Annotated in this window: 25 protein-coding genes; 11 read left to right on the top strand and 14 right to left on the bottom strand. The window is 43.2% G+C overall.

Going from position 1 to position 26683, the window contains the following annotated elements; genetic code table 11:
• Nucleotides 1-171 precede the first annotated feature (171 nt).
• Nucleotides 172-1017: a LysR family transcriptional regulator gene (locus HUZ36_RS12385; RefSeq protein ID WP_125250419.1), complete on the bottom strand. Its 846-nt coding sequence runs from the start codon at nucleotides 1015-1017 to the stop codon at nucleotides 172-174.
• A 129-nt stretch (nucleotides 1018-1146) separates the two neighbouring features.
• Between HUZ36_RS12385 and HUZ36_RS12380 the strand changes: the two genes are divergently transcribed.
• The 5 genes from HUZ36_RS12380 to HUZ36_RS12360 all read left to right on the top strand — a co-directional run bounded on the left by HUZ36_RS12380 (nucleotide 1147) and on the right by HUZ36_RS12360 (nucleotide 7614).
• On the top strand, nucleotides 1147-1722 hold the full coding sequence (locus tag HUZ36_RS12380) for a hypothetical protein (RefSeq protein WP_125250418.1): 576 nt from the start codon (nucleotides 1147-1149) through the stop codon (nucleotides 1720-1722).
• A gap of 85 nt (nucleotides 1723-1807) precedes the next feature.
• On the top strand, nucleotides 1808-2890 hold the full coding sequence (gcvT, locus tag HUZ36_RS12375; protein WP_176033011.1) for a glycine cleavage system aminomethyltransferase GcvT: 1083 nt from the start codon (nucleotides 1808-1810) through the stop codon (nucleotides 2888-2890).
• Between the two features lie 63 nt (nucleotides 2891-2953).
• Entirely contained in the window at nucleotides 2954-3343 is a 390-nt protein-coding gene (gcvH, locus tag HUZ36_RS12370; protein WP_125250416.1) for a glycine cleavage system protein GcvH, read from the top strand.
• Nucleotides 3344-3525: 182 nt separating this feature from the next.
• Nucleotides 3526-6426 carry an aminomethyl-transferring glycine dehydrogenase gene (gcvP, locus tag HUZ36_RS12365; RefSeq protein ID WP_176033010.1) on the top strand — a complete coding sequence of 967 codons (2901 nt, stop codon included), beginning with the start codon at nucleotides 3526-3528 and terminating at the stop codon, nucleotides 6424-6426.
• A 735-nt stretch (nucleotides 6427-7161) separates the two neighbouring features.
• The gene (locus tag HUZ36_RS12360) at nucleotides 7162-7614 is read left to right on the top strand and encodes an NUDIX hydrolase (RefSeq protein ID WP_176033009.1); all 453 of its coding nucleotides are present in this window, start codon (nucleotides 7162-7164) and stop codon (nucleotides 7612-7614) included.
• 950 nt (nucleotides 7615-8564) lie between these two features.
• On the opposite strand, the gene HUZ36_RS12355 is transcribed toward HUZ36_RS12360, so the two are convergent.
• Complete coding sequence (locus tag HUZ36_RS12355) at nucleotides 8565-8879, bottom strand: hypothetical protein (RefSeq protein WP_125250413.1); 315 nt, start codon at nucleotides 8877-8879, stop codon at nucleotides 8565-8567.
• Nucleotides 8880-9451: 572 nt separating this feature from the next.
• On the opposite strand from HUZ36_RS12355, the gene HUZ36_RS12350 reads away from it, so the two are divergent.
• The gene (locus HUZ36_RS12350) at nucleotides 9452-9889 is read left to right on the top strand and encodes an acyl-CoA thioesterase (protein WP_176033008.1); all 438 of its coding nucleotides are present in this window, start codon (nucleotides 9452-9454) and stop codon (nucleotides 9887-9889) included.
• Between the two features lie 115 nt (nucleotides 9890-10004).
• The gene (locus HUZ36_RS12345) at nucleotides 10005-11012 is read left to right on the top strand and encodes a fatty acid desaturase (RefSeq protein ID WP_176033007.1); all 1008 of its coding nucleotides are present in this window, start codon (nucleotides 10005-10007) and stop codon (nucleotides 11010-11012) included.
• A gap of 58 nt (nucleotides 11013-11070) precedes the next feature.
• Here the strand turns inward: HUZ36_RS12345 and HUZ36_RS21970 are convergent, their stop codons facing one another.
• From HUZ36_RS21970 to HUZ36_RS12300, 9 genes are all read right to left on the bottom strand, one after another.
• Nucleotides 11071-11823, bottom strand: a complete 753-nt coding sequence (locus HUZ36_RS21970) for an AraC family transcriptional regulator (protein WP_217704668.1) — start codon at nucleotides 11821-11823, stop codon at nucleotides 11071-11073.
• Nucleotides 11824-11913: 90 nt separating this feature from the next.
• Nucleotides 11914-12249, bottom strand: coding sequence for a DUF3703 domain-containing protein (locus HUZ36_RS12335; RefSeq protein ID WP_176033006.1), 336 nt, complete (start codon nucleotides 12247-12249; stop codon nucleotides 11914-11916).
• Nucleotides 12250-12346: 97 nt separating this feature from the next.
• Nucleotides 12347-12625 (bottom strand): hypothetical protein, encoded by a 279-nt coding sequence (locus HUZ36_RS12330; RefSeq protein ID WP_176033005.1) that lies wholly within the window; start codon nucleotides 12623-12625, stop codon nucleotides 12347-12349.
• A gap of 145 nt (nucleotides 12626-12770) precedes the next feature.
• Nucleotides 12771-13274 (bottom strand): RNA methyltransferase, encoded by a 504-nt coding sequence (locus tag HUZ36_RS12325; protein WP_125250408.1) that lies wholly within the window; start codon nucleotides 13272-13274, stop codon nucleotides 12771-12773.
• 357 nt (nucleotides 13275-13631) lie between these two features.
• Nucleotides 13632-13946 (bottom strand): DUF6172 family protein, encoded by a 315-nt coding sequence (locus HUZ36_RS12320; RefSeq protein ID WP_176033004.1) that lies wholly within the window; start codon nucleotides 13944-13946, stop codon nucleotides 13632-13634.
• Nucleotides 13947-14217: 271 nt separating this feature from the next.
• Nucleotides 14218-14994, bottom strand: a complete 777-nt coding sequence (locus tag HUZ36_RS12315; RefSeq protein WP_176033003.1) for a hypothetical protein — start codon at nucleotides 14992-14994, stop codon at nucleotides 14218-14220.
• A 506-nt stretch (nucleotides 14995-15500) separates the two neighbouring features.
• On the bottom strand, nucleotides 15501-16277 hold the full coding sequence (locus tag HUZ36_RS12310) for an ion transporter (protein ID WP_241651731.1): 777 nt from the start codon (nucleotides 16275-16277) through the stop codon (nucleotides 15501-15503).
• A 179-nt stretch (nucleotides 16278-16456) separates the two neighbouring features.
• Nucleotides 16457-16765, bottom strand: a complete 309-nt coding sequence (locus HUZ36_RS12305) for a hypothetical protein (RefSeq protein WP_128732680.1) — start codon at nucleotides 16763-16765, stop codon at nucleotides 16457-16459.
• Between the two features lie 109 nt (nucleotides 16766-16874).
• Nucleotides 16875-17780, bottom strand: coding sequence for a LysR family transcriptional regulator (locus HUZ36_RS12300; protein WP_128732679.1), 906 nt, complete (start codon nucleotides 17778-17780; stop codon nucleotides 16875-16877).
• A gap of 153 nt (nucleotides 17781-17933) precedes the next feature.
• On the opposite strand from HUZ36_RS12300, the gene HUZ36_RS12295 reads away from it, so the two are divergent.
• The 4 genes from HUZ36_RS12295 (at nucleotide 17934) to HUZ36_RS12280 (ending at nucleotide 21020) form a co-directional block, all read left to right on the top strand.
• The gene (locus tag HUZ36_RS12295; protein ID WP_128732678.1) at nucleotides 17934-18620 is read left to right on the top strand and encodes a type 1 glutamine amidotransferase domain-containing protein; all 687 of its coding nucleotides are present in this window, start codon (nucleotides 17934-17936) and stop codon (nucleotides 18618-18620) included.
• A 22-nt stretch (nucleotides 18621-18642) separates the two neighbouring features.
• Complete coding sequence (locus HUZ36_RS12290; RefSeq protein ID WP_176033002.1) at nucleotides 18643-19704, top strand: NADP-dependent oxidoreductase; 1062 nt, start codon at nucleotides 18643-18645, stop codon at nucleotides 19702-19704.
• 97 nt (nucleotides 19705-19801) lie between these two features.
• Complete coding sequence (locus HUZ36_RS12285) at nucleotides 19802-20410, top strand: glutathione S-transferase family protein (protein ID WP_176033001.1); 609 nt, start codon at nucleotides 19802-19804, stop codon at nucleotides 20408-20410.
• A gap of 292 nt (nucleotides 20411-20702) precedes the next feature.
• Nucleotides 20703-21020: a hypothetical protein gene (locus HUZ36_RS12280; RefSeq protein ID WP_176033000.1), complete on the top strand. Its 318-nt coding sequence runs from the start codon at nucleotides 20703-20705 to the stop codon at nucleotides 21018-21020.
• A 164-nt stretch (nucleotides 21021-21184) separates the two neighbouring features.
• On the opposite strand, the gene HUZ36_RS12275 is transcribed toward HUZ36_RS12280, so the two are convergent.
• From HUZ36_RS12275 to HUZ36_RS12265, 3 genes are all read right to left on the bottom strand, one after another.
• Entirely contained in the window at nucleotides 21185-23197 is a 2013-nt protein-coding gene (locus HUZ36_RS12275; RefSeq protein ID WP_252095621.1) for a prolyl oligopeptidase family serine peptidase, read from the bottom strand.
• Between the two features lie 319 nt (nucleotides 23198-23516).
• Nucleotides 23517-25214 (bottom strand): hypothetical protein, encoded by a 1698-nt coding sequence (locus HUZ36_RS12270; RefSeq protein ID WP_176032998.1) that lies wholly within the window; start codon nucleotides 25212-25214, stop codon nucleotides 23517-23519.
• 452 nt (nucleotides 25215-25666) lie between these two features.
• Entirely contained in the window at nucleotides 25667-26677 is a 1011-nt protein-coding gene (locus tag HUZ36_RS12265) for a nucleoside hydrolase (protein ID WP_217704667.1), read from the bottom strand.
• Nucleotides 26678-26683: the final 6 nt, after the last annotated feature.

The following is a 26683-nucleotide window of genomic DNA, read 5'->3' as shown; positions in this document are numbered from 1 at the left end:
CGCACTTTTCTAAAATCCGCTTCACCGCGTAAAGCACCTGCCACAGAGGTTTTATATTGTAGGTAGGAGCGATTTTATATCGCGAACTTTTCTTAAATCAGTATCGCCGCGTAAAGGACCTCCCATAAAGGTTTTATGTTGCTGGTGGGAGCGGGTTTACCCCGCGATCTTTTAACCTAACCTCAATGCAATAAATTCGGCGAGTTTATCAACGGCATGGGCGGACTCTTGGGTGTTCTTGACTAGGCTGATACCAATTTTCCCGAGCTTGGGTAATATTTGGGTTTGGGTCTGATAAGGCAATTCCGTAGGAACAGTGCTTTTGGCCAGCACAGTGATCCCGAGCCCCTCTTTTAAAGCTGCAGTAAGGCCGGTTAAATCGGCATTACTGTATACAATACGGTATTGCAAGCCAGCTTGTTGCAGCGCTTCAATAGCGCGGCGGCGATAGATACAGCCTTCTGGTGCGGTGACTAAAGTGACAACCGAATGCTGCGCAAGTGATAAATCGCCAACCCAGACCAACTGATCTTGCATAAACACCGGATACTTGGACGAACTGAGCTCTTCGTTAAGCGCCAACACTAAATCAAATTGATCTTGCCTTACCACAGAAAGTAAGTGTTTACTCAGCCTTGATTTAACTTCAAGTGCAACATCGGGATATAAAGACACAAAATCACCAATAATCGAGGGTAAGATCCGCGCTGCAAATTCACTGGGAATACCCAATCGCACTCTGCCTGTGACACTTTCAGAGGTAAATTGCTGAATAATTGCATCGTTTTGCTGCAGCATTTGTTTGGCAAGTGGTAAAAGTAGCTCGCCATATTGATTTAATATCTGCCGCTGTCCTTGTTTTTTAAACAGCTTGCAACCGAGCATGTCTTCTAAGCGTTTAATTTGCAAACTAACAGCGGGCTGAGACAAGCCTAGTAGCTCGCCAGCCTTGGCAAAGCCACCGACATCTACCACAGTGACCAGCGTTCTTAATCCATCAATTGATAAGTTTTTCATATAAGGAAATGCAATTTATAAAACCCAAGTACATTAATATTATTTATCAATTGATAAGTAAATACAATTTGTTGTTGAGTTTGCGCATCCTTATACTTTTGCTCATCGAAATTTCACTAAGGTAGTGCCATGAGCGTCACGCCAATTATCTTTGCAAAGCACCGTCAGGGCAGTGTTCCGGCGCAAAACCATTACAAACCAACGGATGCTGTTGTGGTGCTGGACTTCAGTGGCTTTGAAACCACGCCTTTTTTAAGTCAAATTCTCACCCTTAATTTAAATAAATTAATGGCACCAGGCTTGGGCTTTCAGGGCAAGCTAGACAGTGGCGAAAATTTTGCCGTGTACTATTTTAGTGAAACTGCTTACCGCTTTGTTGTCAGTGAAAGAGCTGCCACTGAGCTTGCAACATTGATTGATAATCATGCGGATGAGTTTGATATTGAACTGGTACGTCGTCACGACTTAGCCGCAGCAACCTTAAGTGGTGAACTTGCGTTTGAGCGTTTGATTCACGACTTTACGTTAACACCAGGCCTCAGGATTTCAGACAAAAATGCCTGTTATGGCAAACAAAGCGGCGAAGTATTTATTACAACCTTGCTGGTGGACGAACAGCAACAATACCAGTTGATTGCACAAGCTGCTGTGTTAGATAAGTGGCAAACAACGCTTACTGATGCTGGTTTTAAACTCGTTTCATAAATTCCGTGCAGTTATCGTAAGTGCGATAACAATAACCCCCTCAGTGCCCAATATAAGTTGCTGAGTAAAAAAGTGAAGGATAAGTATGACTTCTAAAACAGTACTACACGCTAAGCACCTAGAAGCTGGCGCAAAAATGGTAGACTTCCACGGTTGGGAAATGCCAATCAACTACGGCTCACAAATTGAAGAGCACCATGCGGTGCGCCAAGACGCGGGCATGTTTGATGTTTCACACATGACGATTGTTGATATCGAAGGTGTAGACGCTAAAGCATTTCTACAAAAACTAGTTGCAAACGATGTAGCTAAGTTAACAGTGGCAGGTAAAGCGCTATATACCGGTATGCTAAACGAGCAGGGCGGTGTAATTGACGACCTTATCATTTACTTCTTCACTGAAACGCAATACCGCCTAGTCGTTAACTCTGCAACACGTGAAAAAGATCTTGCACACATTAATGCTGTGGCAGCCGGTTTTGACGTGACAGTGACAGAGCGCCCTGAGTACGCAATGATTGCGGTACAAGGACCAAATGCGATTGCGAAAACAGCGACTATTCTAGACGAACAACAACAAGCGGCCGTTGCGGGTATGAAACCATTTTTCGGTGTGCAAGCTGGCGAGCTTTTCATTGCAACAACAGGTTACACCGGAGAAGCAGGTTATGAGATCGTAGTGCACAACGACGGTGCTGCGGATTTATGGCAAAAATTATTAGACGCAGGTGTGCGTCCAGCTGGCTTAGGTGCACGTGATACGCTACGTTTAGAAGCGGGCATGAACCTTTATGGCTCTGATATGGACGAAACGGTTTCTCCGCTTGCGGCGAACATGGCATGGACTATCGCTTGGGAGCCAGAGGATCGTGACTTTATTGGCCGTGCAGCTATTACTAAACAGCGCGCAGAAAAAAGCACTGACAAGTTAGTTGGTCTAGTACTTGAAAGTAAAGGTGTGTTGCGCGGTGGCTCTAAAGTTATCGTAGAAGGTGGCGAAGGTGTTATCACTTCTGGTACATTCTCTCCGACTTTAGGCTTTAGTGTCGCGCTTGCGCGTGTACCTCGTTCAGTTGGCGAGACCGCACAGGTTGAAATGCGTAAGAAACTAGTTGATGTTAAAGTAGTTAAGCCAAGTTTCGTTCGTAACGGCAAGTCAATTATCTAATTTTAAGAATAACATTGGTGTCGCTCACGGGGCGTCACCACAATCGACCAAAGGAACAAAAAAATGAGCAACATTCCTAGCGAGTTAAAGTACGCTACTTCACACGAGTGGGTTCGCGCTGAAGGCAATGGCGAGTACACAGTAGGTATCACTGAGCACGCACAAGAACTTCTAGGCGACATGGTATTCGTTGAATTACCAGACGTAGACGATGAAGTTGACGCGGGTGAAGACTGTGCAGTTGCTGAGTCTGTAAAAGCAGCATCAGACATCTATGCACCAATCGGCGGTACTATCATTGCGGTAAACGAAGACCTAGAAGATGCCCCTGAGACTGTAAACAACGATGCGTACGGTGACGGTTGGTTGTTCCGTATTAAAGCGTCTGACGAGTCAGAACTAGACAATCTACTAGACGCTGAAGGCTACGCAAATTCAATCGACGAAGACTAATTTGTTGATAGTAATAAAAGCCCCTTTTTAGGGGCTTTTATTGTTGCTTTTTGAGCAAGGGTGCTTGCTCAAGGTATGACGAGTTCATACCAACGCTTTTAGAATACTGCCGTTACCAAGGTATCTTTTTTAGATAAAAACAGTATTCACCTTTTTCATTTGGATCATAGGAACCTGGACTAATGTCAAACGCCAAATCTCTTGAACAGTTAGAGCAAAAGCAAGATTTTATCCGTCGCCATATCGGGCCAAGCCCAGCACAGGTGAGTGAGATGCTAAGCGCTCTTGGAGTATCTAGTGTTGAAGAGCTGATCGGTCAAACTGTACCTGCTTCAATTCGCTTAGAAGAGGGCTTACAGATCGGTGAAAGCCGCACAGAAGTGGAAACCCTTAGCTACCTGAAATCAGTAGCGAGCAAAAACAAGGTTTTCAAATCTTACATCGGTCAAGGCTATCACCCAACTCATGTACCTAATGTTATTTTACGCAACGTACTTGAGAATCCGGGTTGGTACACCGCTTACACCCCTTATCAGCCAGAGATTGCGCAGGGTCGCTTGGAGTCGCTACTTAACTTCCAAACGCTGACTATGGACATTACCGGCCTAGACTTAGCCAGTGCGTCACTACTTGACGAATCAACCGCAGCCGCAGAAGCAATGGCGCTTGCAAAACGTGTATCTAAAGCGAAAAAAGCAAACACCTTCTTTATTGCAGACGACGTACATGTGCAGACTATTGACGTAGTATCAACGCGTGCTGAGCAGTTTGGTTTTGAAATCGTAGTAGGCCCTGCTAGCGACGCTGCTAACCACGACATTTTCGGCGCGCTATTCCAGTATCCAACAACATCAGGTGAAGTGGTTGACGTTACTGACCTAATCGCACAAGTACAAAACAAAAAAGCGATTGCCTGTGTTGCCGCAGACATCATGAGCTTAATGCTACTTAAAGCACCAGGTAAACTAGGTGCAGACGTAGTGCTTGGTTCTGCACAGCGTTTTGGCGTACCTATGGGTTACGGTGGTCCACACGCGGCATTCTTTGCCACGCGTGATGCTTACAAGCGTTCACTACCAGGCCGTATTATTGGTGTGTCTAAAGACCGTTTAGGTAACGACGCGCTACGTATGGCGATGCAAACTCGTGAACAGCATATCCGCCGTGAGAAAGCGAACTCAAACATCTGTACTGCACAGGTGTTACTTGCGAACATGGCTGCGTTTTACGCGGTTTACCACGGCCCTCAAGGTCTTAAGATCATCGCTGAGCGCATTAATCGCCTTGCAAGCATTCTTGCCACAGGTCTTAAAGCAAAAGGCATAGCACTTAAGCACGATACTTGGTTTGATACTATTACGGTTAAAGCGGACGACGCTGACAAGCAAGCAGCTGTGGCGCGTGCGGTAGCAAAAGGCGTAAACTTTGCCCTTAACCATAACGGCGAATACTCAATTGCAATAAACGAAACCACAACGCGTGCGGACGTAGCTGAGCTATTTGACATTATTTTAGGTGACGACCACGGCCTAAATGTAGATGCGCTAGACGCACAAGTGTCAGGCGAGAACATCACAGGTATTCCTGCAAGCTTAGTGCGCGACGATGAAATTTTAACGCACGCGAACTTTAACAGCTATCATAGCGAAACCGAGATGCTGCGTTATATCAAGCGTCTTGAAAACAAAGATTTAGCACTAAACCACTCAATGATCTCATTGGGCTCGTGTACCATGAAGCTAAACGCAACCGCTGAAATGATCCCAGTAACTTGGCCTGAGTTTGCAGAGTTACACCCGTTCTGCCCAATCGACCAAGCAGCGGGTTACAAGATCATGATGACTGAGCTGCACGACTGGCTTGTGAACATCACAGGTTACGACGCAGTATCACTACAGCCAAACTCAGGTGCACAAGGTGAGTACGCAGGTCTTATTGCTATCCGTAAGTACCATGAGTCTCGCGGTGAAGGTCACCGTAATATTTGTTTGATCCCAAGTTCAGCGCACGGTACAAACCCAGCGTCTGCACAAATGGCAAGCATGAAAGTGGTTGTGGTTGACTGTGATAAAAACGGTAACATCGATATAGAAGATCTACGCGCGAAAGCCGCTGACGTAGCTGAAAACCTATCGTGCATCATGGTCACTTACCCGTCTACACACGGTGTATACGAAGAGTCTATCCGTGAAGTATGCGACATCGTGCACCAGCACGGCGGCCAAGTATACATGGACGGCGCAAACATGAACGCACAGGTTGGCGTGACTAGCCCAGGTTCAATCGGCTCTGACGTATCACACTTAAACCTACACAAAACATTCTGTATTCCACACGGTGGCGGTGGCCCAGGTGTTGGTCCTATTGGCGTTAAATCGCACCTTGCGCCATTTATGCCTAACCACAGCGTGATCAATGTAGAAGGCACAAACGTAGGTAACGGCGCGGTTTCTGCGGCACCTTACGGCTCTGCAGCTATTCTACCTATCTCGTGGGCATACATCGCAATGATGGGCAGTGAAGGCCTAAAACAAGCAACAGAAATGGCAATTGTAAACGCTAACTACCTAACGGCGAAGTTAAGCGAGCACTTCCCAATTCTATACCGTGGCCGTAACGACCGCGTTGCTCATGAATGTATTGTTGACCTACGCCCATTGAAAGAAGCCACAGGCATTACTGAAATGGACGTTGCTAAACGTCTACAGGACTACGGCTTCCACTCACCAACGATGTCGTTCCCAGTAGCGGGCACACTTATGGTTGAGCCAACGGAATCTGAGTCTAAGGTAGAAATCGATCGCTTTATCGAAGCCATGGTTTCTATCAAAGGTGAAATCGACAAGATTGCATCAGGCGAGTGGTCTATCGAAGATAACCCATTAGTATTTGCGCCACACACGCAAGCTGACGTACTAAGCAACGACTGGAACCGTGCATATGATCGCCTCGCAGCTGCATTCCCAGTACCAAGTGTAGCAAAAGACAAATTCTGGCCAACGGTAACCCGTATCGACGACGTATACGGCGACCGTAACCTAATTTGCTCTTGCCCAGCGGTTGATACTTACCGCGACGCGTAAGAGGTTGTAAGTCGCGCTTTTGCGCGACTTAGCTAATATTGAAAAGCCGCCCTTTGCTAAAGGGGCGGCTTTTTTGTGGGCGTGGATGTGGTGGAGGCTCGTGTCTGGCTCTTTTCTTGGTGTGTAGGAGCGGCTTTACGCCGCGATCCCTTATAACGACGCATACCTGCGACTTCACACCAAATCTTTGTGTAGGTCGCCATTTATGACGACAAATAATATGCCTCTTTGTTTTTGCCTTGCCGGCGAAGCGACATGAGGTAAAGTTTAGAGCTGGATTCAAAAACAAGTCGCGACATAAAGTTGCGGCTACAAATTGTTCGTAGCCGCAAATGGTAATCATCTAAAGATCGCGGCGTGAAGCCGCTCCCACTTTATCAACTTCAGCTCGGCGTTGAATAGATTAGTCTGTTGCTTGTCATCGCCGAAGCGATATGAAGTAAAGTTGACGACTGGATTCAAAAAAAATTCGCGGCATAAAGTCGCTGCTACAAATTGTTCGTAGCCTTAAATAGCAACCATGGTAAATAATTGAATGCTGCGTAACAAATCCAAGTGGACAGCGTGTTGTAATACGTTGTTGAAAGTAAGTATCTATAAAAGGTACTATGAGGATAGTTCTCAGCACTTAGCGCTCAGATTAGCTGCTGCGACATAAAAGCTTAGGTTAGATTGTCTGCTTTTCTCGTATCGCCGTGTGGTGTTTGCGGCTATCGCGATTTATAAGGTTTAAAAATGATTCCAATAAATAATTCAATTGTTTCCGGAGTAGCATTGTCGGAAATAAATGGCGAAACAAAAATGCTATTGATGAAGCGTACGAAAGGTGGCTTCTGGTGTCATGTTGCAGGTTCAATGGAAGAAGGCGAATTACCTTGGCAAACCATTGTTCGAGAGTTTTATGAAGAAACTCAGATAGAAGTAACTGACCTGTACAATGGCCAATTTTTAGAGCAGTTTTACGCATCCTATTCCAACGTTATTGAGGTCATTCCTGTATTTGTAGTCAAGTGTCCAGCCAATCAAAAAGTGGTTCTAAATGATGAACACACCGACTTTGAATGGTGCAATTTAGAAGAAGCTTTGAAGCTCGCACCGTTTCCAGCGCAGCACGCAGTGTTCAAACATGTATGGGAATATTTTGTAGATAAGCCTATTAACGAGCTTTTTCGTATAAAGCTTGGCTAAGGAGCAGTTCGGCAAAATTGAAGATTGGATTTAAAAGAGTTATTGCTACATATTGTTTGTAGCCGCAAATGGCAACCATCAAAAGCTCGCGGCGTAAAGCCGCTCCTACCAGCTCAACTTCTGCTTGGTGTAAAATAGCTTGGTTCGCTGCTTATGGTCGGCAAGGCAATATAAAAGTAAAGTTGAAGAGCGGATTTAAAAGAGTTATTGCTACATGTTGTTTGTAGCCACAGACGGTAACCATCAAAAGATCGCGGCGTAAAGCCGCTCCTACTAGATCAACTTTTGCTCGGTGTAAAATAGCTTAGTCCGCTGCTTGTGGTCGGCAAGGCAATATAAAAGTAAAATTGAAGAGCGGATTTAAAAAAGTCACAGCTACATGTTGTTTGTAGCCACAGATGGCAAGTATCAAAAGCTCGCGGCGTAAAGCCGCTCCTACCAGCTCAACTTCTGCTCGGTGTAAAATAGCGTAGTCCGCTGCTTATGGTTGGCAAGGCGATATAAAAGTAAAGTTGAAGGTTGGATTTAAAAGAGTCACAGCTACATGCTTTTTTGTAGCTTCAGACTACAACCATCAAAAACTCGCGGCGTAAAGCCGCTCCTACCAGATCAACTTCTGCTTGGTGTAAAATAGCTTAGTCCGCTGCTTGTGGTCGGCAAGGCAATATAAAAGTAAAGTTGAAGAGCGGATTTAAAAAGTCACAGCTACATGTTGTTTGTAGCCACAGATGGCAAGCATCAAAAGCTCGCGGCGTAAAGCCGCTCCTACCAGCTCAACTTCTGCTTGGTGTAAAATAGCTTAGTCCGCTGCTTGTGGTCGGCAAGGCGATATAAAAGTAAAGTTGAAGAGCGGATTTAAAAAAGTCACAGCTACATGTTTTTTGTAGCTTCAGACTACAACCATCAAAAGCTCACAGCGTGAAGCCGCCCCTACACGTGTACTTATCGCCTTAATGGACGGTAATAGGGAGATCGTTTACCACTAATGATTGGCCATTTTGCTGAGCACGAAGAAAGCTCGCAGCCAATACGTCGTTGGGTAAGGTACTGATGTCGTCAACGGTTTCGACCATACAAAATGTAATGGACTCCCAACCTAAATCTTTAATAAAGGCTTCAAGTTTACCGATGTTATCTTCATAGTTTTCGTCTGTGGTTAGCAGGCCGATGGAGTGTTTGTTGCCGGGTTTGTATTTTCCTTGTTGAGCGATGGTGCATTTAGCGTAACCACTCAGCACATAAACGGTATTTGTGTTTTTGTTCATATTGGTGATGTTCTTAAACTAAATTTAATTTTGATTTCAATGCACGTTTCGAACCAAGCTTGTAGATATCCCTATGTATTTTTATAAGTACTTGAAATGTAAGTAAAAAGTATTTTTATCTGCTTGTGATCTCAAGGGTGTCAATTTTTTGATTGTGGTTTAGTCGGCGAGGGTAGCGGTGAGGTAGTTCAAAGTTTACTGATGGTATAATAATTACAGGTATTGTCCATTGAGGAGACAGTGCCAAGACTTCGTTGCTTCAGTGGAGGCGACTTCTAAAGTTATCGCATATTTCTTGTGGCTGGTACGATGAGTTGTTAATCTCAGGCTAAATAGCCTGAGCTGCGGATAATTAATGCCTTCTAGCCGCCAGTTTTAGCGCTAACTCTAGCTATTGGTGCGTAAAGTCGCCTTGCTTACAAGATGTAGGCACCTGAGCGAGAGCTGGCGCGGCGTTTTCTTTAAAACCCTCTGGCTAGACAAGGAAAAACTAAGCTGTGTTTTAGTAACAATGAGTTGGAGCATGCCTTATCCAAACTTCAGGCTAAATAATCATAATTAGGGGCAATATCATGCAGGAATTTTTCGAGAAGTTCGCAATCAAAACAAAAATCAATGTAGTGTGGGGAGAGATGGATGCGTTGGGGCATGTGAATAACGTGTCTTACTTTCGTTATTTTGAAACTGCGCGTATCGACTTTTTAAAGCAAACTGGGTTACTTGCTATTTTATCAGAGCCGACTCATAGTCCGGTTTTGCGTGATACGTACGCGCAATACAAGCGCCCAGTGACTTTCCCCGACACTTTGCACATTGGTTCATATGTTACTGATATCAAAGAAGATCGTTTCACTATGCGCTATGAGGCGTTTAGTGAATCGCAACAGGCAATCTGTACCACTGGGTATGCCAATGTGGTGATGTTTAATATGAAAACAGGCCAAAAGTCGCCAATTCCAGAGAATATGCTGGCTATATTGAAGCAATACGAGATGGACGATAATCAATAGCCGCATAGCGTTTAGTGGTTGTTTGGTATCACTGTTTTGAAAGCGGTTGTGGCGGATAGCCGCCACTACAAGAATACGCTATGATTCTGATATCAAAAAGTAAATACAGCAGCCAATGGCAACATTAACCTCCAAGCAGAATATTAACGCGATAGTCACAGCTATCAAGGCTGAAGAACAAACGCTTCGAGTACGTTACCCAATTTTAAATCAGCAAAATAGCATTGCTATGATGATTTTACTGGTGTCGTTAAGTGCACTGATTGGCGCAGCGCTGCTCTACTATTTTGCCATTATTCCTGCATGGCTATGTGTTCTGTTGGCGGCCTTCATAACTTCAATTTCTCATGAGCTTGAACACGATTTGATCCATAGGCAGTATTTTAGTAACCGTCCGCTGATTTATCATTTTATGATGCTGGCAGTGTGGATGATGCGGCCAAATACTGTCAACCCGTGGTATCGAAGACGCATTCATTTACATCATCATAAAGTATCCGGCACAGAGCAAGACCTAGAAGAGCGCTTGGTAGGTAATGGCATTCGGTCTCCTTGGCTACGAGCTGTGGTGGTCAGCGATGGGTTACTTGGTTTGTTAATTAATGCCAAACGGTTTAGTCGAGAAATCAATGATTTTAAATTTTTACAGGTATTTAATGCTGGCTTTCCGTTTGCCACGGCTTATTTTGTGACCTTGTATGGTGTGATTGTCTATTACACTGTGCAATGGGTACAGCCATTTGCATTGCCCAAGTGGGGAGCTGAGCTACTTGCGGTTGCTGAGTTTTTCATGGTGGTGCTAATTATACCTAATGTTATCCGTTCAGCGTCTTTAAACTTCGTAACATCTTCCATGCATTATTACGGTGGCGTGAGTAACATACTGGAGCAGACTCATGTGATCACCAGTCGCTGGTTTTTACCGTTTCAGTTGTTTTGCTTTGACTTTGGTCGCACGCACACAATTCATCACTTTGTGCCTAATCAACCATTTTATATTAGACAGTTAATCAGTAAAAAAATCCGCCCGATTATGGCGCTGCATGGCGTGCGTTTTAATGATTTACAGAGCTTAAGGCATGCAAATCATTACCCTATTGAAAAGCCTGCCGCTAAAAGTTAGACAGCTGCTATTACTATATGTTTTATGGTAGTGAGCGCTTACAAGGAGCGGGAGGCCGTTAATCTTTGGTTACCCAGTTCGCTTTTGCTTGGACAATACTCATGCCAAATGTCGCACGGAATGTGCGGCTTAGGTGTGCGCCATCAGAAAACCCAGCGATGTATGCCGCGTCAGTTGCTGAGCATCCTTTTATTAAAGCTTGTAGTGCGCAGTTTAGTCTGCGCCATAAAAGAAATGGACGCCAAGCTATCCCAATTTGAGCTTTAAAAAGGTGAAGAAATCGGCTTTCACAGAGGTGGAGTGTCTGTGCGACGTCAGCTGCGCGCCAGTGCTTTGGTTTGATACACTCAGCGGCAAAGCAAGCGTTTAACTCGTTGAGTAAGCATTGAATTCGTCTATCTGTAACGAGGCTTTGGTTTAATCTAAGCGAGGTGCTGTCTATCGATAGAGATTGAAAAAGAGGAGATAGGCGGTTGTAAGCCTCCTCTTTATCTTTAGGTGAACGCATACTTTTGTCAGCACTTTCATGAACATGCAAAAAAGGTTGCGCTTTTAATAACGTTGTAAGCTGCTCTCCTAACCTGCTGGTGGGCTCAACTAACACTATCCATCCTTTTTGTATTTGCAGGCAGTGGCTTTGTTTTGAAGCAATAATGGTCAAGCCATGTAACGTGTTGCCATTTAACTCGTACGTGTGTTCATGTTGCGGCCAGATGACTTGCAGCGCAACATGTTGGTGATAATCCGCGTCTATGTGCGAGCCATAAATAAGCACCACGCCCACGTCTACCCATACTGTAGGTACTATCACAGCATTTGCCCCTTGGGTTGTATTTTGAGTTCCATAGTAATGTGCAGTGAGGCTCCTTACAACTTGCCTCAGGGCGTTATTGCGAGGCGGTTATTTCAGGTGCTGTGCTAAATCGTCGGGGATTGCCATTGGTTTGAATGGGTTCACATTGGAGCCACCAGTATTCCCTTTGGGGATCCAGATTTTAGAAAATAACATCGCAGCAATAATTCGGGCTATTTGTCCTAATATTTCTTTTTTATTCTTTGTTTTGTAACCAAGCTTAAGCATCCACCAATGGGATTGGGTGTGTGCAATCACAAAGGATTGCCCCAGAATATGTGCTCTTTCTAAGTGATAAAAACAGTCGCTATACTGGGCGTGTTGATAGTACCTGTTGGCTGCGGCCATTTCCGCTTGAAATGCTAACTTTAATGCAGGTTTCATGGAAGGTGTCCTCTTCGCTTATCCGGTTGCTGTGGATTTTTTATCAGCAAGTTTCAGTGTTTTTGCTTAGCTTAATGTTACGCGCAAACAGCTCAGGTTAATTGAATAAACTGGCTATATGTTTGTGCTTGTTGGCTACAACATACCCCTTTGCCCATACAATCTGTCCATTTTTGATCACCGCAACACTTAAGCCTGGTAGCTTATGTTTAGTCATTGAGGTCATTATGCTATGAGGTTTGTATTGCCCTGTGGTGATGCGAACATGCGGGTAGAGGTTAGAGGCGATATGTTCAATTTTATGGCTATTGGCTTGGCTTTGCTGTGGCAAAAGGCAAGCCGCCAACATTGCTAAAATTGAGAGCTGATATTTCATTATTCTTCCTTAATTTATTATTGTTTTGAAATATATACGTTTTTTCTGTAGTTGTAATTAGGGGAGCTACCTAGAGTGGGTGGCTGTGTGGGTGGTGAAGACGACAAAGAGCGGCCTATTCCATGTGGGCCGCTCTGAGTAAAAGTTAAGTCACAATCAGGCGATTATTTGTGTCTCTACTGGTGAGGATCTGCTCGGCATTAAATTCTACGGAGCGCTTTGCCATGCGGTCATATAACAGCACGTTGACGGTGGCAGCTAAGTTCATGCAACCGGTGGTTGGTACGTACACTACGGCGTCTGCGGCATCAACAAGTTCTTGTGGTAGGCTGCCATCCTCTGGGCCAAAAATGTATAGCGCATCACTAGGGTGAACAAACTGAGGTAGGGGGGTGGCGCCTTCAACCAATTCTACACATACGAGCGCACGACTGGGGGCTTTTAACGAAATAAAGTCATCAACATGTTTGACGGTAATGTTATTGGCAATATTTTTGGTATCAGTGTGGTATTTGGCCGCTTTTGCATAACGATTGCCATTGAAATAGACGGCCTGAGCTTCATAACAGCCCGCAGCTCGCAATACTCCCCCAACATTGGTAGGTGATTTAGGGTTGACTAATCCAATTGCTGCAAACGATTTGCTCATACTTTTCTATTCTCACTAAAAGGCAGTGTTACCACGATAAAACGCTAATGGTGATTGTATCATGTATTACCGTATTTGGACTCTTTGCGATTATAAGATAGAGTTTCAAAGCTCGTAGCTGCCATATATTCGACTTTTTTATGACGGGTTTATCCATTCTAGCCCCGATGGACATAGCCTCCAGTATCTTTTCAACTTCGACGGCTGCTAATAGCGCTTGGTATAACTCACTTCTTACATCGAGTTCAGGTTAATTAGCGCTGTGTCAGTGTATTGAGGAGGGAGAGAGGAGATTATGGCTGTTGAGCTAAAACTCGACCCACAAAACGTAGCTTTGTAGGTCGGTTGTGACTCGAATTACTCGTCTTCTAATTCATCGTCAGATAGTTCGTTTGACTTTCTGACGCATGGCTTTGCTAGGATCTCAACATAAAAAGAGGTCAAATTCTCTGTTTGTGTTTTATCGATTAATTTGTTTAGTTGTGATACATGTACAGGTTCAGCTTCGGCCTCTGTATTGCCAAACTTACAGTCAAAATCCCAATAATCAGCACCGCTAGGCAATGTTTTATTGCGTTCGCGCTTTAGGTATTTTTTAAGCTCATACTTTACTGCGTCAACGCGTCTTTCAAGTTTGATTTTTGGGTGAATTAGTTCAAATGTTTTTTTCATAATTGCCTTCAAGCAAAAAATACTCAATCGGCAAAACAGTATGCCTGAGTAGATAATTTGTATTGATTTGAGCGTAAAGCCTACGCTTAAATCGATACAGAAATGTAATAGAGTATTTTACGATATATTTTACGAACTGGCGAGGAACTTTATGTGCACTCAAAAGATTTTAAGCCGTTATGGACTTTACTGTATCGAGAAAGTTAGTGTTAGTTGACTGCGCTGGTGCGCAGACAACTAACAGAGCTTGTATCATCGCTATCGTTACAGATTAATCTGTTTTTTGTTGAGTTTGATTTGAGTTTGTTGACGTTAATCTTAATGATAATTGCTCTAGCTTTTCTGAAATTGCGGCTTGAGTCATTTCAAGCTGCGCAAGGCTGCTACCGATTTCTATCTGTTTAGTATCTCGGCTCTGTGATTGGGTGTTTAATTCGTCTACGGTACTTTTTAAAGCGGTAATTTGACTTCTCAGGTTTTCTGCTGACTGTTGCTGCTCTTCTAATAGCGATAGCTTAAGTCCCATTTCTGTCTGGCTTTGTGATAGCGTATTCACTTTTACATTGATACCAGATTGGCTCTTAGTCGCACTATCAAGCTGTGATTTGAGCTGTTTGATTTCCGATTGATTACGACGCCAAGCAGAGCCCCATAGTTTATCCATTTGTGACCATAGCTCATCGGTGCGTTCTGTGAGTGTGGCAAGCTTGGCTTGCATCGCGCCTGCCGACAGTTCCATCTCTTCATCAGTCGCTGAAAGAGTATGCTCCAACTGGGCAATACGCGTTGTTGAAGCTAGTAATTGAGCTTGCGCTTCTGATAGTTGCTTGTACAGCCCAAAAACTGCTACTGCCAAGGCAACAATAGCAGCGATACTTATCCAGCCGATGATACCTGTTTTTTGGTTTGTTACTGATTTTGATTCTGAGGGGTTAGCAGCTGATGCGGGTAACTTGTTATTTGTTTGATTGAGAGAGTCTTTAAACGCCTCAACCTGATCTAAATCGGGTGTAATACTTGGCAGCTCAGGCTCAATTCTTTTATCCAACGTCTATTCCTCTCTTTTGGGGTTTATCTAGCATTTTGCAGCTTAAACTAATTGGATTGATTCTCCAACCAATTTGAGAGATAAGGTGCCGTCACTGGCGGTATTGAGGGGGTCACAGGATATAATACCAATCAACCTTAATACTTGCTCAATTTGAAGGAGTATACCTGACGCTAACAGCGTTAAAAATTTACTTTTTAGAACAACTAAATAGCAAAATTTTTGCCTTGGCTACAGGACGTAGGTACCTCGGCGTGAGCAGGGCGCGGAAGCGGTGTTATCGACAAGGTTTTCACGCCTCAAAATAGACCAATCAATTAAGATAATTGGTATAACTACTCAGTGAACTGCTTAAAGAAAAAATGCTTTTGCTAGAGTGCGCGCACAAAAGGCTATTTTTGAAATCGCTAGCTAGGAAAGGAGAAGAAGACGCGCTGCGACACGTCTTCTCAACTCAAAATAGAGCACTTCACTAAGTTTTTAGTATCGTGTTGTTAGAATGCTACCTATTTTTTGTGCTTTAGGAGCTGGTCGAGTTTTTCTTCAACCCGCAAAACATCTTCTCTGGTTGCTAATACTTGCTCTGGCTTGCCTTCTTCCTCGTGCATTACCTGCATTGCATCGACAATAATACCAATAAAGAGGTTGAGCACGGCAAAGCTGGTGATAATAATAAACGGCACGAAGAACAACCAAGATTGTGGGAATAACTCCATAGTCGGGCGAACAATTCCCATTGACCAACTCTCTAGTGTCATTACCTGAAAGAGCGTGTAAGCGGACGCGCCAATAGAACCAAACCATTCCTGCATATTAGGATCTGGATGCTGGCCAAATAATTTTGTGGTGAGAACCGCAGACACATAAAATACAATACCAAGTACACCAATGACCGAAGCCATACCCGGTAGTGAGTGTCCTAGCGCACCAATAACCCTGCGCATCTGAGGGACGACAGAGAAAAGTCTTAAAACCCGTAAAATTCTGAATGCACGCAGCACCGACAAAGCACCGGTTGAGGGAGCCCATGAAATAGCGACAATCACAAAGTCAAAGATATTCCACCCAGACTTGAAAAACTTTACGCGATAAACAATCAGTTTTAGCGCCAGCTCAAGGGTAAAAATCAACAATATGACTAGGTCAATTTTATGCAGTAGCGCCGCATTGTCTTTGCCAAACTGGGTGGTTTCAAGTCCCAATGTCACAGCATTAAACAAAATTACCGCAATAAGAAAGTTCTGAAACGGTTTTGCTTCTACGAGCGCAGTTAGTTTTGACATTACATTGTTTGAAGGTGTCATGTGTGTAAAACGAATAACTAAATAGGTACGCCATAATGTAGGGCAAAACATGGTTTTTCAAGATTAAAATAACCAAAACACGATACAACTGCTCTAAAAGCCGTGGCAGTAGACTAAGTTACTTGTTTGGGGAGTGATTGAAATCTTGGTTTTATCAACTAATCCTCCGGCCCGAGTAGGGTATAGGTGAGGTGCTTACGCATATCTTTTAAAATCACCCCTTTTTTCAGCATGGCGGCGCTTAAACGTTTTTGCCACTTTAGGAGATCTGGTTTTGCAGCTTCCAATGTTTTTTCATTCTCAAATTGGAAAAAGAGTATTAATGAGCCGGGGAACAAGTGATATTCGACATCAAACCAGCATTGCACCATGCCGGGAATTTCAGCTAGAGCTTGTTCTTCAAGCTTGTCTGCAATAGTGAGTACCAAGGCTTGCTGTTTTTCTTGTACTTTTGAGAGCTTTTTCATAATGGAGTCCTGATATAGTGTTTTAGCCCAGCGCGCCATTATAACTAACCACTTTGAATTACAACAGCACAGATACTGATGCGATAACGCATTTGCTATGCTGGTGGTACTAGGTATTTACCAATTGACGCTGAAAATATCCTTTTAGAAAATCCAGCAGTAATCGCACTTTTTTAGAGTTAGTATTGCCTTCGGGGAACACGCCGTAAACATGAATGTCAGGTAACGTATAGTCATCCATAATGGTAACGAGTGTGCCTGCATCAATTTTGGGGCGGGCATCGTAAATAGGAATACGACCAATACCATGTCCCCCCTCTACAAAAGCCGTGCGAGCAGCGGCATTATTTGTGCTGATGTCTCCTTTCATCGTAATACTGTATGCGCGATTGCCTTTACTTAACGTGAGGGTACCTGAAGTGAGTTTGTAGATCACCCAGCGATGTTGATAAAGGTCGGTGGGGTGTTTTGGTGTGCCATATTTGCGCAAATACTCCGGCGACGCGCATAAACAAGTTTTTAGTATTGAGAGCTTACTGGCTTGCAGCCCTGAGTCGGGAAGTGGGGCGCCACGAATAGCTAGGTCAATCCCTTCTTTGATGATATTCACGACTTCATCTGTAAGCATAATATCGAGCTGAATTTTGGGGTACCTAGCACTAAATTCGTTCAGCGCAGGCACGATGGTTTGCAGGCCGACGTTAACCGGACACGTGAGTTTGATTAGGCCAATTGGCTCTTTCTTTAAATTTTCTATTTGTTGGTTTGCGGCAAACGCTTGTTCGGCAATAACACGGCAGCGTTGATAATATTCGCTGCCAGCTTCAGTCAAAGAAATGGTGCGCGTGGAGCGGTTAAGTAGCTTTATACCCAACTGTGTTTCTAGCTTTTTGACATGGTAACTTACCACAGCACGGGACAAGTTAAGCTGTTTTGCTGCACCGCTTAGTGTTCCTTGTTCAATAACTTGTGCAAATACCACCATACTTTTTAGCTGCTCAAAAGAGACGTTCATATTCGCTCCAACTCGCCTTGATAAATTAGATTGTATCAATTGTTTGAACAAAGAGTTAGCTTTTGTCTGCATTGTTACATTGGGTTTTAGCTCATATCCTATTCTTTAGCGTTACCAGATGGTGGTAGCAAATCCAACTTGAGGGCAAAAGTAATGACAAAGAAAATATTGATGGTACTTACTTCACATGCAGAGTTAGGTGAGACAGGTGAGAAAACGGGATTTTGGATAGAAGAGTTTGCTGCGCCTTATTATGCTTTTATTGATGCAGGACTTGAGGTGACGATTGCTTCACCTAAAGGTGGTCAGCCACCAATCGATCCAAAAAGCCAAGAGGCTGATTTTCAAACTGAGAGTACTAAACGTTATTTCGATGACAAAGAGGCGCAAGCGCAGATAGCAAACACTCAAGTGCTTTCACACATGGATGCTGCACAGTTTGATGCCGTATTTTATCCTGGTGGTCACGGACCGCTGTGGGACCTTGCAACCAATAATCATTCAATTCAGTTAATTAACGCTTTTTTAGCAGCTAAAAAACCAGTCGGTGCGGTATGTCATGCTTCAGCAGTCTTGATGGATGTCATGACGGAGTCAGGCGATTATTTAGTCAAAGGTAAAGCAGTAGCGGGTTTTACCAATAGTGAGGAAGCTGCGGTAGGTCTGACAGAAGTGGTGCCATTTTTATTAGAAGATGAACTGGTAAAGCGCGGTGCTGATTTTCAAAAAGTCGATGATTGGAACACCTTTGCGGTGAGAGATGGTTTACTGTTTACAGGACAAAATCCAGCGAGCTCTGAACTTGTCGCCGAGAAAATGCTGACGTACCTAAACCTCTAATATTTAGTAAAAGGAGCCAATTATGAGCAATTCACTAAATCGAGCTCAAAACGCACAATCGAATCGCCGCATCACATTGGCGTCACGCCCGCATGGTGCACCAACGCAAGAAAATTTCAATTATGAAGAAGCGCAGATCCCAACGCTAAAAGAGGGTGAGGTGCTTCTTCGTACCGTCTTTTTGTCTTTAGATCCTTATATGCGTGGCCGTATGAGCGACGCAAAATCCTATGCTGATCCGGTAGCTATTGGCGAAGTGATGGTGGGTGGTACGGTATGCCGAGTTGAAAAATCAAATAACCCTAAATTTACCCAAGGTGACTGGGTACTCGCGATGAGTGGATGGCAAGACTATAGCGTTTCGGATGGCACTGGCTTACTTAAGTTAGATAGCAATTTACCCAACCTATCATACAGCTTGGGCGTTTTAGGAATGCCGGGTCTGACAGCTTACATGGGATTGCTGGATATAGGTCAACCTAAAGCAGGCGAAACGGTTGTCGTTGCAGCGGCAACAGGCGCTGTGGGGAGTCTTGTTGGACAAATTGCCAAACTACAGGGTTGCAAAGTCATTGGTATTGCTGGTGGCGAAGAAAAATGTCGCTATGCAGAAAGCGAGCTTGGTTTTGATAGATGCCTTGATCATCGTAGCGATGATCTCGCTGAGCAGTTAGCTCAGGCTTGCCCATCGGGTATCGACGTCTATTTTGAAAATGTGGGTGGCAAGGTGTTCGATGCGGTGTTGCCGCTTTTAAATCCAAGCGCTCGGATCCCATTGTGTGGACTTATTTCCCAATATAACGCGACAGACTTGCCATCTGGGCCTGATCGCCTGTCTTTGTTGATGGCGACTTTGCTAATTAAGCGGATAAAAATGCAAGGTTTTATCGTCTTTGATGACTACGGCCATCGTTTTGATGAGTTTAGTGAAGCAATGTTACCGTGGCTGCAAGACGGAAAAATTAAGTATAGAGAACACTTAATTGACGGAATGGCGAACGCTGTTGAAGCGTTTATTGGCCTGCTTGAGGGTAAAAACTTTGGCAAACTTGTTGTGCGTTTAGGCCCTGATGAGCTGGTATAACGCTTAGTTAGTTTTAAGGCGTAACTTAATCAAATACGAATAAGTATATCCACAGAAATTACTTATCTACAGCTAAGCTTAAATGAGGGAAAACAAAATGTTAACTGTACACCACCTAAACGCGTCTCGCTCTACGCGGGTAATTTGGCTGTTAAACGAACTGGGTTTAACGTATGACATTGTCAGACACCAACGCGACCCCGACACGCATCTTGCACCGGATAGTCTTAAAGCGATCCACCCGCTCGGAAAAGCGCCTGTACTGGTGGATAACGAACATACTTTATGTGAATCAGGCGCAATAATAGAATATATTTTAGATAAATCTGAGTCTAATCAAATGAGACCCGAGCATGGGACACCTGCATACTACAAGTACTTGGAGTGGACACACTTTGCTGAGGGATCTTTGGCGTTACCAGTGATTGCATCAGTAGTGATGAAAATGGAACAGCGTCAAGGAGATCAAGCCATGGACTCGTACATCAATAAAGAGATTGATGTTGATTTCTCGTACATTGATGCCACCTTGGCAGAGCAAGCGTTTTTTGCAGGTGAGGAGTTTTCTGCGGCTGACATTATGATGACGGTGATGTTAGATATTGCAGATAATATAGGGTTAATTAGCACGCGAAAAAATATTAAAGCATATCTTAGTAAGATCCATGACCGAGCAGCTTATAAAGCAGCACAGGAACAAGGGTAAAAGTGAGATACCTCGGTATCTTCTTAGTTGTTATTTTAATGTAAGCTTTTCTTCATTTAAATGAAACAGGGGATGGCTATTTTTAGCATGCACAACAACGTGCTTAAAAACCACCAATTGCCTTAATTAAGTGGTCTGTTTTGAGGCGAGAAAATCTTGTCGATAGCTAGGTGAAATTTTGCTGTTTAGTTGTTCTAAATAAGAAGTTTTAACGCTGTTAGCGTCAGATTTATTCCTTCAAATTGAGCAAGTATTAAGTCAAATTGGTATTAATATAATAAGGAAATATCCAATGAAGAAAGCTATTTTACTTCCCCTGTTGCTTTTAGCCGGTACTGCACAAGCAAAATTTGTTACTTGCACTGATGAAATTGATAGTATTTATATGCACAGTGATGGTGTTGCTTGGATAACACCAGAGCAACATGAAACTATCGAGCTAAAGCCAACACATCCTGATTACTATAAAAACCTAGGTATCTTGTATTCAGCAATGAAGCTTGGGAAAACAGTGGTTTATACATCAGATAATGGCGAAGAGAATACCAATAAGTGTCATGATACTGATGAAACTTTATTTCCATTATTTAATATAATAAGGGTGTATTAAATCTGGCTCTTGCTCATTTTAAATTTATATTTTTGATGAGAAATAAACGCCCTAATAGCTTAGGCTTTCGATATTTTTACTCATAGTGTAAAGCAAGGTGCTGTTTTTTAAAGTGCTAGGGCTATAGTCCTAGCACTTTTTATATATAAAAATATTTAACTGGATTATTTTAATCTATCCATTAAATACACATATTCAAGACTCTTAACCATGGCGCGTTGTTCATTATTGGCAGCACCAGCATGGCCTCCTTCTATATTTTCAAAGTAAAGTACGTCGAATCCCATGTCTTTCATCTTGGCAACCATTTTTCTAGCGTGACCCGGGTGTACACGGTCATCTCTGGTTGAGGTAGTGAAGAATACTTTAGGGTATTGCTTATCTTTACTGAGATTGTGATAAGGAGAGTAAGTTTTAATGTATTCCCACTGCTCAGGTTGATCCGGATCGCCGTACTCACCCATCCAGCTTGCGCCAGCTAAAAGTTTGTTAAAGCGCTTCATGTCGAGAAGAGGGACCTGGCATATCACAGCATTGTATAAATCTGGTCGACGTGTAAATGCAGCACCCATTAATAGTCCACCATTGCTTCCGCCCTGAATGCCTAGGTGTTGTGGCTGAGTAACCTTGTCAGCAATGAGCTGCTCGGCAACGGCTTCAAAGTCTTCATAGGATTTATGACGGTTTTCTTTTAATGCAGCTTGATGCCAACTAGGGCCATATTCTCCACCGCCTCGGATGTTAGCAAGCACAAATACACCCCCTTGCTCTAGCCAGTTTTTGCCGATACTAGCGGAATAGAAAGGTTGCATTGATACTTCAAACCCACCATAAGCATATAATAGTGTTGGGTTTTTACCATTAAGCTTTAGTGATTTTTTGTGGACAATAAAATAAGGTATTTTTGTACCATCTTTTGAGGTTGCAAACTTTTGTTGAGTAACGAACTTACTTGAATCAAAGTGTGAGGGGTTACCTTTGAGTTTGGTGATTTCTAATGATTGGCCATTCACGAGATACAAACTAGCTGGCGAGAGAAAATCAGAATAATTCACAAAAAAATCATCTCTGTCTGGATCGGTATCGAAGACAGAAAGTGAACCTGTTTCAGGGAAATTAACTTGATCAACTTGCCACTGGCCATTGGCTTTAGGAACGTAGCGGAACACTTTATTTTTCACATCATCCAAGACCGTCACAAGAATGGCGGACTTAGTGAAATCAAGCGATTCAATCGAGCGTGTTGCTGTTGGTTTGACCAAACTGGTAAATTTGATGTCTTCTTTTTTAATGTCATCAATGTTGGCGTAGATCACCTCTGCTTGTTCAAATCCTTTCCATGACGACTTCAATTTCACGAAGAATTTACCGTTATTTAAACCTAAGAAGTCTGAATCTTCGGGAATGGGAAGCTTTAGTTTGTTTCCATTACTAATCTGAAAGATATTTCTTGTATAAAAGCTCGTCGCTTCATACAGCATGTGATATGACGTGTCATTGTCATAAATTGTAAGGCCACCTACGTTAATTGAGCTTGGTTTTGCTTCCAAAATTGTCTTAGCGTCCTTTAGTGGCGTTCCTCGTTGCCAAATTTTGACGATTCTTGGATAGCCAGAGTCAGTCATTGAGCCTTCGCCAAAGTCGGTTCCTACAAAGACCGAGTTGTCGTCATAAAAAGAAATAGTGCTTTTTGCTTCGGGCAAATAGAAGCCGTCTTTAACAAAAGACTTAGTTGGAATATCAAACTCTCTTACAACCTTTGCATCTGCACCGCCGCGCGACAAACGCACTAGACAGCGTTCGTATTTGGGGTAGTGGCACGTGATCCCACTGTATACCCAATTCTCGCCTTCGGCTTTAGCAAGTGCATCAAGATCTAGGATTGTCTCCCATTTTGGATTATCTTTTTTGTATTCCTCTGAGGTTGTTCTTCGATAAATCCCTCTGACATGATCTGCATCTTTCCAGAAATTGTAGTAATAACCCGCTCGTTCAGTAGCGTATGGGATGCGAGACTGATCATTTAAAATATCTAATGTATTTTGATAAATGTTCTGATACGCAGGACTACTTTGGAGATACTTTAGAGATACCTCATTTTGTTTGCTGACCCACTCAAGTGGTTTTTCACCTTCGACCTCTTCAAGCCAAAGGTAAGGATCTGACTGTGTTGCCATTGTTTTACCCGAGATTGCTGATAATGCGCAAAGTGCAGTAGCTGCAGCGATGTGTTTCTTCAAAATGATGTTCCTACATTCACTTAATTTCGTCCTTTTTATCATTTGATGGCAAAAATAGGAATGTAATATTATCAAAAAAGTTACATCGATTTACATTTTGTCCGCGTAGGGCGCATAAAGCGATTAGCTTTATCAGCAGTATTTGATAGCTCGAAAGATTGGAAAGTGTGATTTTTTGAATGAAAGGTAAACGAAAGCTACACGGTAGCGTGGCATTCGTTTACCTTAAAATGGGTGTTTTATCTAAAATGTCAGATTAATTACGGCCTCTGAAATCTTTTAAAACATGATCGTTAGGATCTAGCTGCTGATTTTCAACCCACTCTAGCCATTGCTGCAATGAAATAGAAAGCTGCATTGAGTAATCCAAAGAGATCCATTCTTTCTTGTCCGGCGCAAAGTCATAATGAGGCTGAGCTAGGCTTTTACCATCGACACGAATATTAAAGGATTCACCAGCACCCGTATTGGCGAAGTACAGACTATCGATTTGTGCGAAGTTAATGCCATCATGGATTTCACCTGTGTCGCCACCTCTATCTTTACCCAATGTGTCGCTGTTTATAAGCGGTACCGCACATTCAGGCGTTTGCTCTCCAAACTGTGAGATCATCAGTGGTGTATTACGCTCACTATCAGGTAAAGAAGCGGTGCCATGGCAAGACATACAAGAGCTGTTGGTGTTATCGGCAGGACCATTCAAGCGATTGTTACAACCAAGGTGTCCAACTTGGCGTGTCATAGCACTGCCACTATACTTGTTAAGTTCATCAACTAAAGACCAGTTTATCACTGCTTCTGAAAAGCCTTTCTCTCTTGGATTCACTGGTGTATTAAACGCTAAGTGGCCTTTTGCAGGCGTATCGTTACCCCACATTAGCCCTAGCCATGTCATCTTCTCCCATGGGTTTTTGACTTTTGCTTTGCGTTGCCCGTCCGCCACAAAGGTGCCGTATACCCAGCCTGTATCTTTTGCTCTGTCGTCTCTGACGGCGACATCAAATTGAAGCAGTTTTACGTCATCCCAAGCCTGACTGTTACGTTTACATTGCTTACTTTCTTCAATAAAGTTACATTCCTTGCGCTCGTTACCATCTTTATCTTTGCTTCCTGGTGCTACTTTACATTCACAGTAAGCGGGATCTGAGATATTGGCATTCCAGCTTGGTAATCCTGCTAACACAGGTATTTGAGCGATAGTTGAAGTATTAAATAATGGCTTAATAATGACGGCACCTTCGTGGAATCGTACGCCTTTTTTTGGTAATTTAGCTGTGCCATCTTCTTGCCACACTTCCCCTAAAGTGTATGCTGCTGTAGCATTATAAAAGCCGACAGCCCACATGGTCGAGGCATCTGTACCCGAGCTATCTTGCACCGAAAAAGTGACTGGAGCTTCACGTGTTAAGCCCCTAATGTACTCCCGCCCTGAAAGTGGATCGTAAGTTTGAAATGGAATGTGGAACCAAGGTCTATATTTATTTTCACAAGTATCAAAGTCCCTTGAAGCAACTCTTCCTTTGCCCGCAATATTTCCTTCAAGGCCATAGGCATAAACAAGCTTTATGTATTCTTTGGCAAGCTTGCTTTTTTCTCGTTGTGAGGTACTTTCATCGAATAGTGCATCAAACTTGGCATCATACCAAGGCTGATTTTTCTTCGGTTCAATAACAAGCTCTCGTGGGTATTTATCTGAGAGTGCGAATATTCCTTCATCCCATAGCGTTGTTGGTACATTAGAAATAGTTTGGCCTTCCCACATTTTTGTGAATTTGGGGTTAGGGTCTTGCCAATAGCTAGGGTATGTTTGGGTACAGGTATTTAGCTCTGTATATTGACCTTTATACATTGATTGTTTGTACCAAGGTTCAGCTTTCGCTGTTACAGAATATGACGCGAGTGCAGACAATACTAGTGCAGCCGCCTTTACTGTTGATGAGTTACTGATGTTCATTATATTCCCTTTTGTTACTTGATACACAAACAGAAAGCGTTCGCCACGCCAGTCAAAACGAATAGTAATCGCATTAGTGCTTAAACCAATTTGAAGGGGGGAAGTACCATACTCGCTTGGCTAACGGCTTAATTTATAAAAATTAAGTTATAATATTTGCCCTACCAACATGAATGGGTAGTTCTGCCGCAGCGAGCCATGGCACAGCGTGGCTTCCCCGCATCAAAAAAGCTCATTTGCTCAATGTAATTGCTATAAGCTGAGCTTGTCTGTAGTTATCATCGGTGACAGAAATGAGTTTTGTTGATATTACTCGAGTAAATTGTAGTGCTGAGTGAAACACTTTGGTATTACACGAGATTACGTTAGATTACACTTTGCTTTTGCGGTATTGAGTTTTTATACCGTTACAGAGGGCTTGCCCACAGCAAGTGGGCAAACTGATAAGCGGATTAATCGTTGAATACAGCAAGGTAAGTTTCGTAAACGAGAGACTTATTTGCGGAAATTGCAACGTTTATCTTAGTACCATCTACTTCATCTACAATCAATTTTCCTGAAGTATCTTGCTCTTCATTCATGGCTTGCTCGATGCAGATCGCAAAGGGCTGAGTTGAAACAATATCTGGATTGGTAATAACGCAGGCGGCAAGAGGATCCCAAAAAGATAAGAAGCTGCCGATCCCTTCTTTGTTGTCAGGATAGTCAAGTACTTCAGATAAGAATTGGGCTTGCGGCGACTGAATACGCTTGAGTTGTGTCACAAAGTCATTGTCAATTGGTACATCCTGTGTTGCATTTAATGCAATCAAAGTGACAGGGATCCCAGAGTCAATAACCTCTTGTGCACCGAGCGGGTCGATAAAAATATTCCATTCAGCCACGGCATTTGAATAGTAAGGGTTGTCGCCCAAAGTATCGAGTATGTTACCACTTGCGCCAGGCGTGATGTACTCATCAGTAAGGTTTCCGCCCATCATGACTATTTGCTCTATGGCGTTGAAAATACCTGTTTGTAACTGTTTATCAGTTTTGGCTGCTTGGAATAGTTGCCCAAAGTTTGTTCCACCTCCAATGGATAATACAGTCACCTTATCTGATGTGGACAAAAAGTAGTCGGTTAACCATGCTTGTGCCTCATATATATTTGCTTGCCTATTTTCTTGGGGGAATGTGGCTTGGTAATGGCTATCAGCACCTTGTCTGACATTGGCTGGGAAAACATTACTATATCGCAGTGGTGCATTCGCACCTTTTAGAATCGGAAGCTTTTGCGTTTCATCGCTATACAAGGTCAAAAAGTTAGCTAAATTTTCCACCCCTTTAGACAAGTGAGCGGCGCCACAGCCGGTAACGCTGATAGCTAATACTTCTATTTGTGGATGTTGTAGTAGGTAAGCTAATGCCATGTAATCATCAAAGTCCATGTCGGTATCAATGATAACTTTTGTTAATTTGCTCATTTTCAT

The organism is Pseudoalteromonas sp. McH1-7 (genome assembly GCF_013366255.1).
Taxonomy (GTDB): domain Bacteria; phylum Pseudomonadota; class Gammaproteobacteria; order Enterobacterales; family Alteromonadaceae; genus Pseudoalteromonas; species Pseudoalteromonas peptidolytica.
The sequence above is the reverse complement of the archived record's forward strand: the minus strand, read 5'-3'. Positions and strand labels throughout refer to the sequence as shown.

Coding starts and splice junctions, on each gene's coding strand:
- HUZ36_RS12290 (WP_176033002.1), top strand. CDS start 18,643: ATGAGCAATTCACTAAATCGAGCTCAAAACGCACAATCGAATCGCCGC.
- HUZ36_RS12285 (WP_176033001.1), top strand. CDS start 19,802: ATGTTAACTGTACACCACCTAAACGCGTCTCGCTCTACGCGGGTAATT.
- HUZ36_RS12345 (WP_176033007.1), top strand. CDS start 10,005: ATGGCAACATTAACCTCCAAGCAGAATATTAACGCGATAGTCACAGCT.
- HUZ36_RS12335 (WP_176033006.1), bottom strand. CDS start 12,249: ATGAAACCTGCATTAAAGTTAGCATTTCAAGCGGAAATGGCCGCAGCC.
- HUZ36_RS12265 (WP_217704667.1), bottom strand. CDS start 26,677: ATGAGCAAATTAACAAAAGTTATCATTGATACCGACATGGACTTTGAT.
- gcvH (WP_125250416.1), top strand. CDS start 2,954: ATGAGCAACATTCCTAGCGAGTTAAAGTACGCTACTTCACACGAGTGG.
- HUZ36_RS12350 (WP_176033008.1), top strand. CDS start 9,452: ATGCAGGAATTTTTCGAGAAGTTCGCAATCAAAACAAAAATCAATGTA.
- HUZ36_RS12275 (WP_252095621.1), bottom strand. CDS start 23,197: ATGGCAACACAGTCAGATCCTTACCTTTGGCTTGAAGAGGTCGAAGGT.
- HUZ36_RS12355 (WP_125250413.1), bottom strand. CDS start 8,879: ATGAACAAAAACACAAATACCGTTTATGTGCTGAGTGGTTACGCTAAA.
- HUZ36_RS12385 (WP_125250419.1), bottom strand. CDS start 1,017: ATGAAAAACTTATCAATTGATGGATTAAGAACGCTGGTCACTGTGGTA.
- HUZ36_RS12320 (WP_176033004.1), bottom strand. CDS start 13,946: ATGAAAAAAACATTTGAACTAATTCACCCAAAAATCAAACTTGAAAGA.
- gcvT (WP_176033011.1), top strand. CDS start 1,808: ATGACTTCTAAAACAGTACTACACGCTAAGCACCTAGAAGCTGGCGCA.
- HUZ36_RS12330 (WP_176033005.1), bottom strand. CDS start 12,625: ATGAAATATCAGCTCTCAATTTTAGCAATGTTGGCGGCTTGCCTTTTG.
- HUZ36_RS12295 (WP_128732678.1), top strand. CDS start 17,934: ATGACAAAGAAAATATTGATGGTACTTACTTCACATGCAGAGTTAGGT.
- HUZ36_RS12280 (WP_176033000.1), top strand. CDS start 20,703: ATGAAGAAAGCTATTTTACTTCCCCTGTTGCTTTTAGCCGGTACTGCA.
- HUZ36_RS12360 (WP_176033009.1), top strand. CDS start 7,162: ATGATTCCAATAAATAATTCAATTGTTTCCGGAGTAGCATTGTCGGAA.
- HUZ36_RS12325 (WP_125250408.1), bottom strand. CDS start 13,274: ATGAGCAAATCGTTTGCAGCAATTGGATTAGTCAACCCTAAATCACCT.
- HUZ36_RS12300 (WP_128732679.1), bottom strand. CDS start 17,780: ATGAACGTCTCTTTTGAGCAGCTAAAAAGTATGGTGGTATTTGCACAA.
- HUZ36_RS12310 (WP_241651731.1), bottom strand. CDS start 16,277: ATGTCAAAACTAACTGCGCTCGTAGAAGCAAAACCGTTTCAGAACTTT.
- HUZ36_RS12380 (WP_125250418.1), top strand. CDS start 1,147: ATGAGCGTCACGCCAATTATCTTTGCAAAGCACCGTCAGGGCAGTGTT.
- HUZ36_RS12270 (WP_176032998.1), bottom strand. CDS start 25,214: ATGAACATCAGTAACTCATCAACAGTAAAGGCGGCTGCACTAGTATTG.
- gcvP (WP_176033010.1), top strand. CDS start 3,526: ATGTCAAACGCCAAATCTCTTGAACAGTTAGAGCAAAAGCAAGATTTT.
- HUZ36_RS12305 (WP_128732680.1), bottom strand. CDS start 16,765: ATGAAAAAGCTCTCAAAAGTACAAGAAAAACAGCAAGCCTTGGTACTC.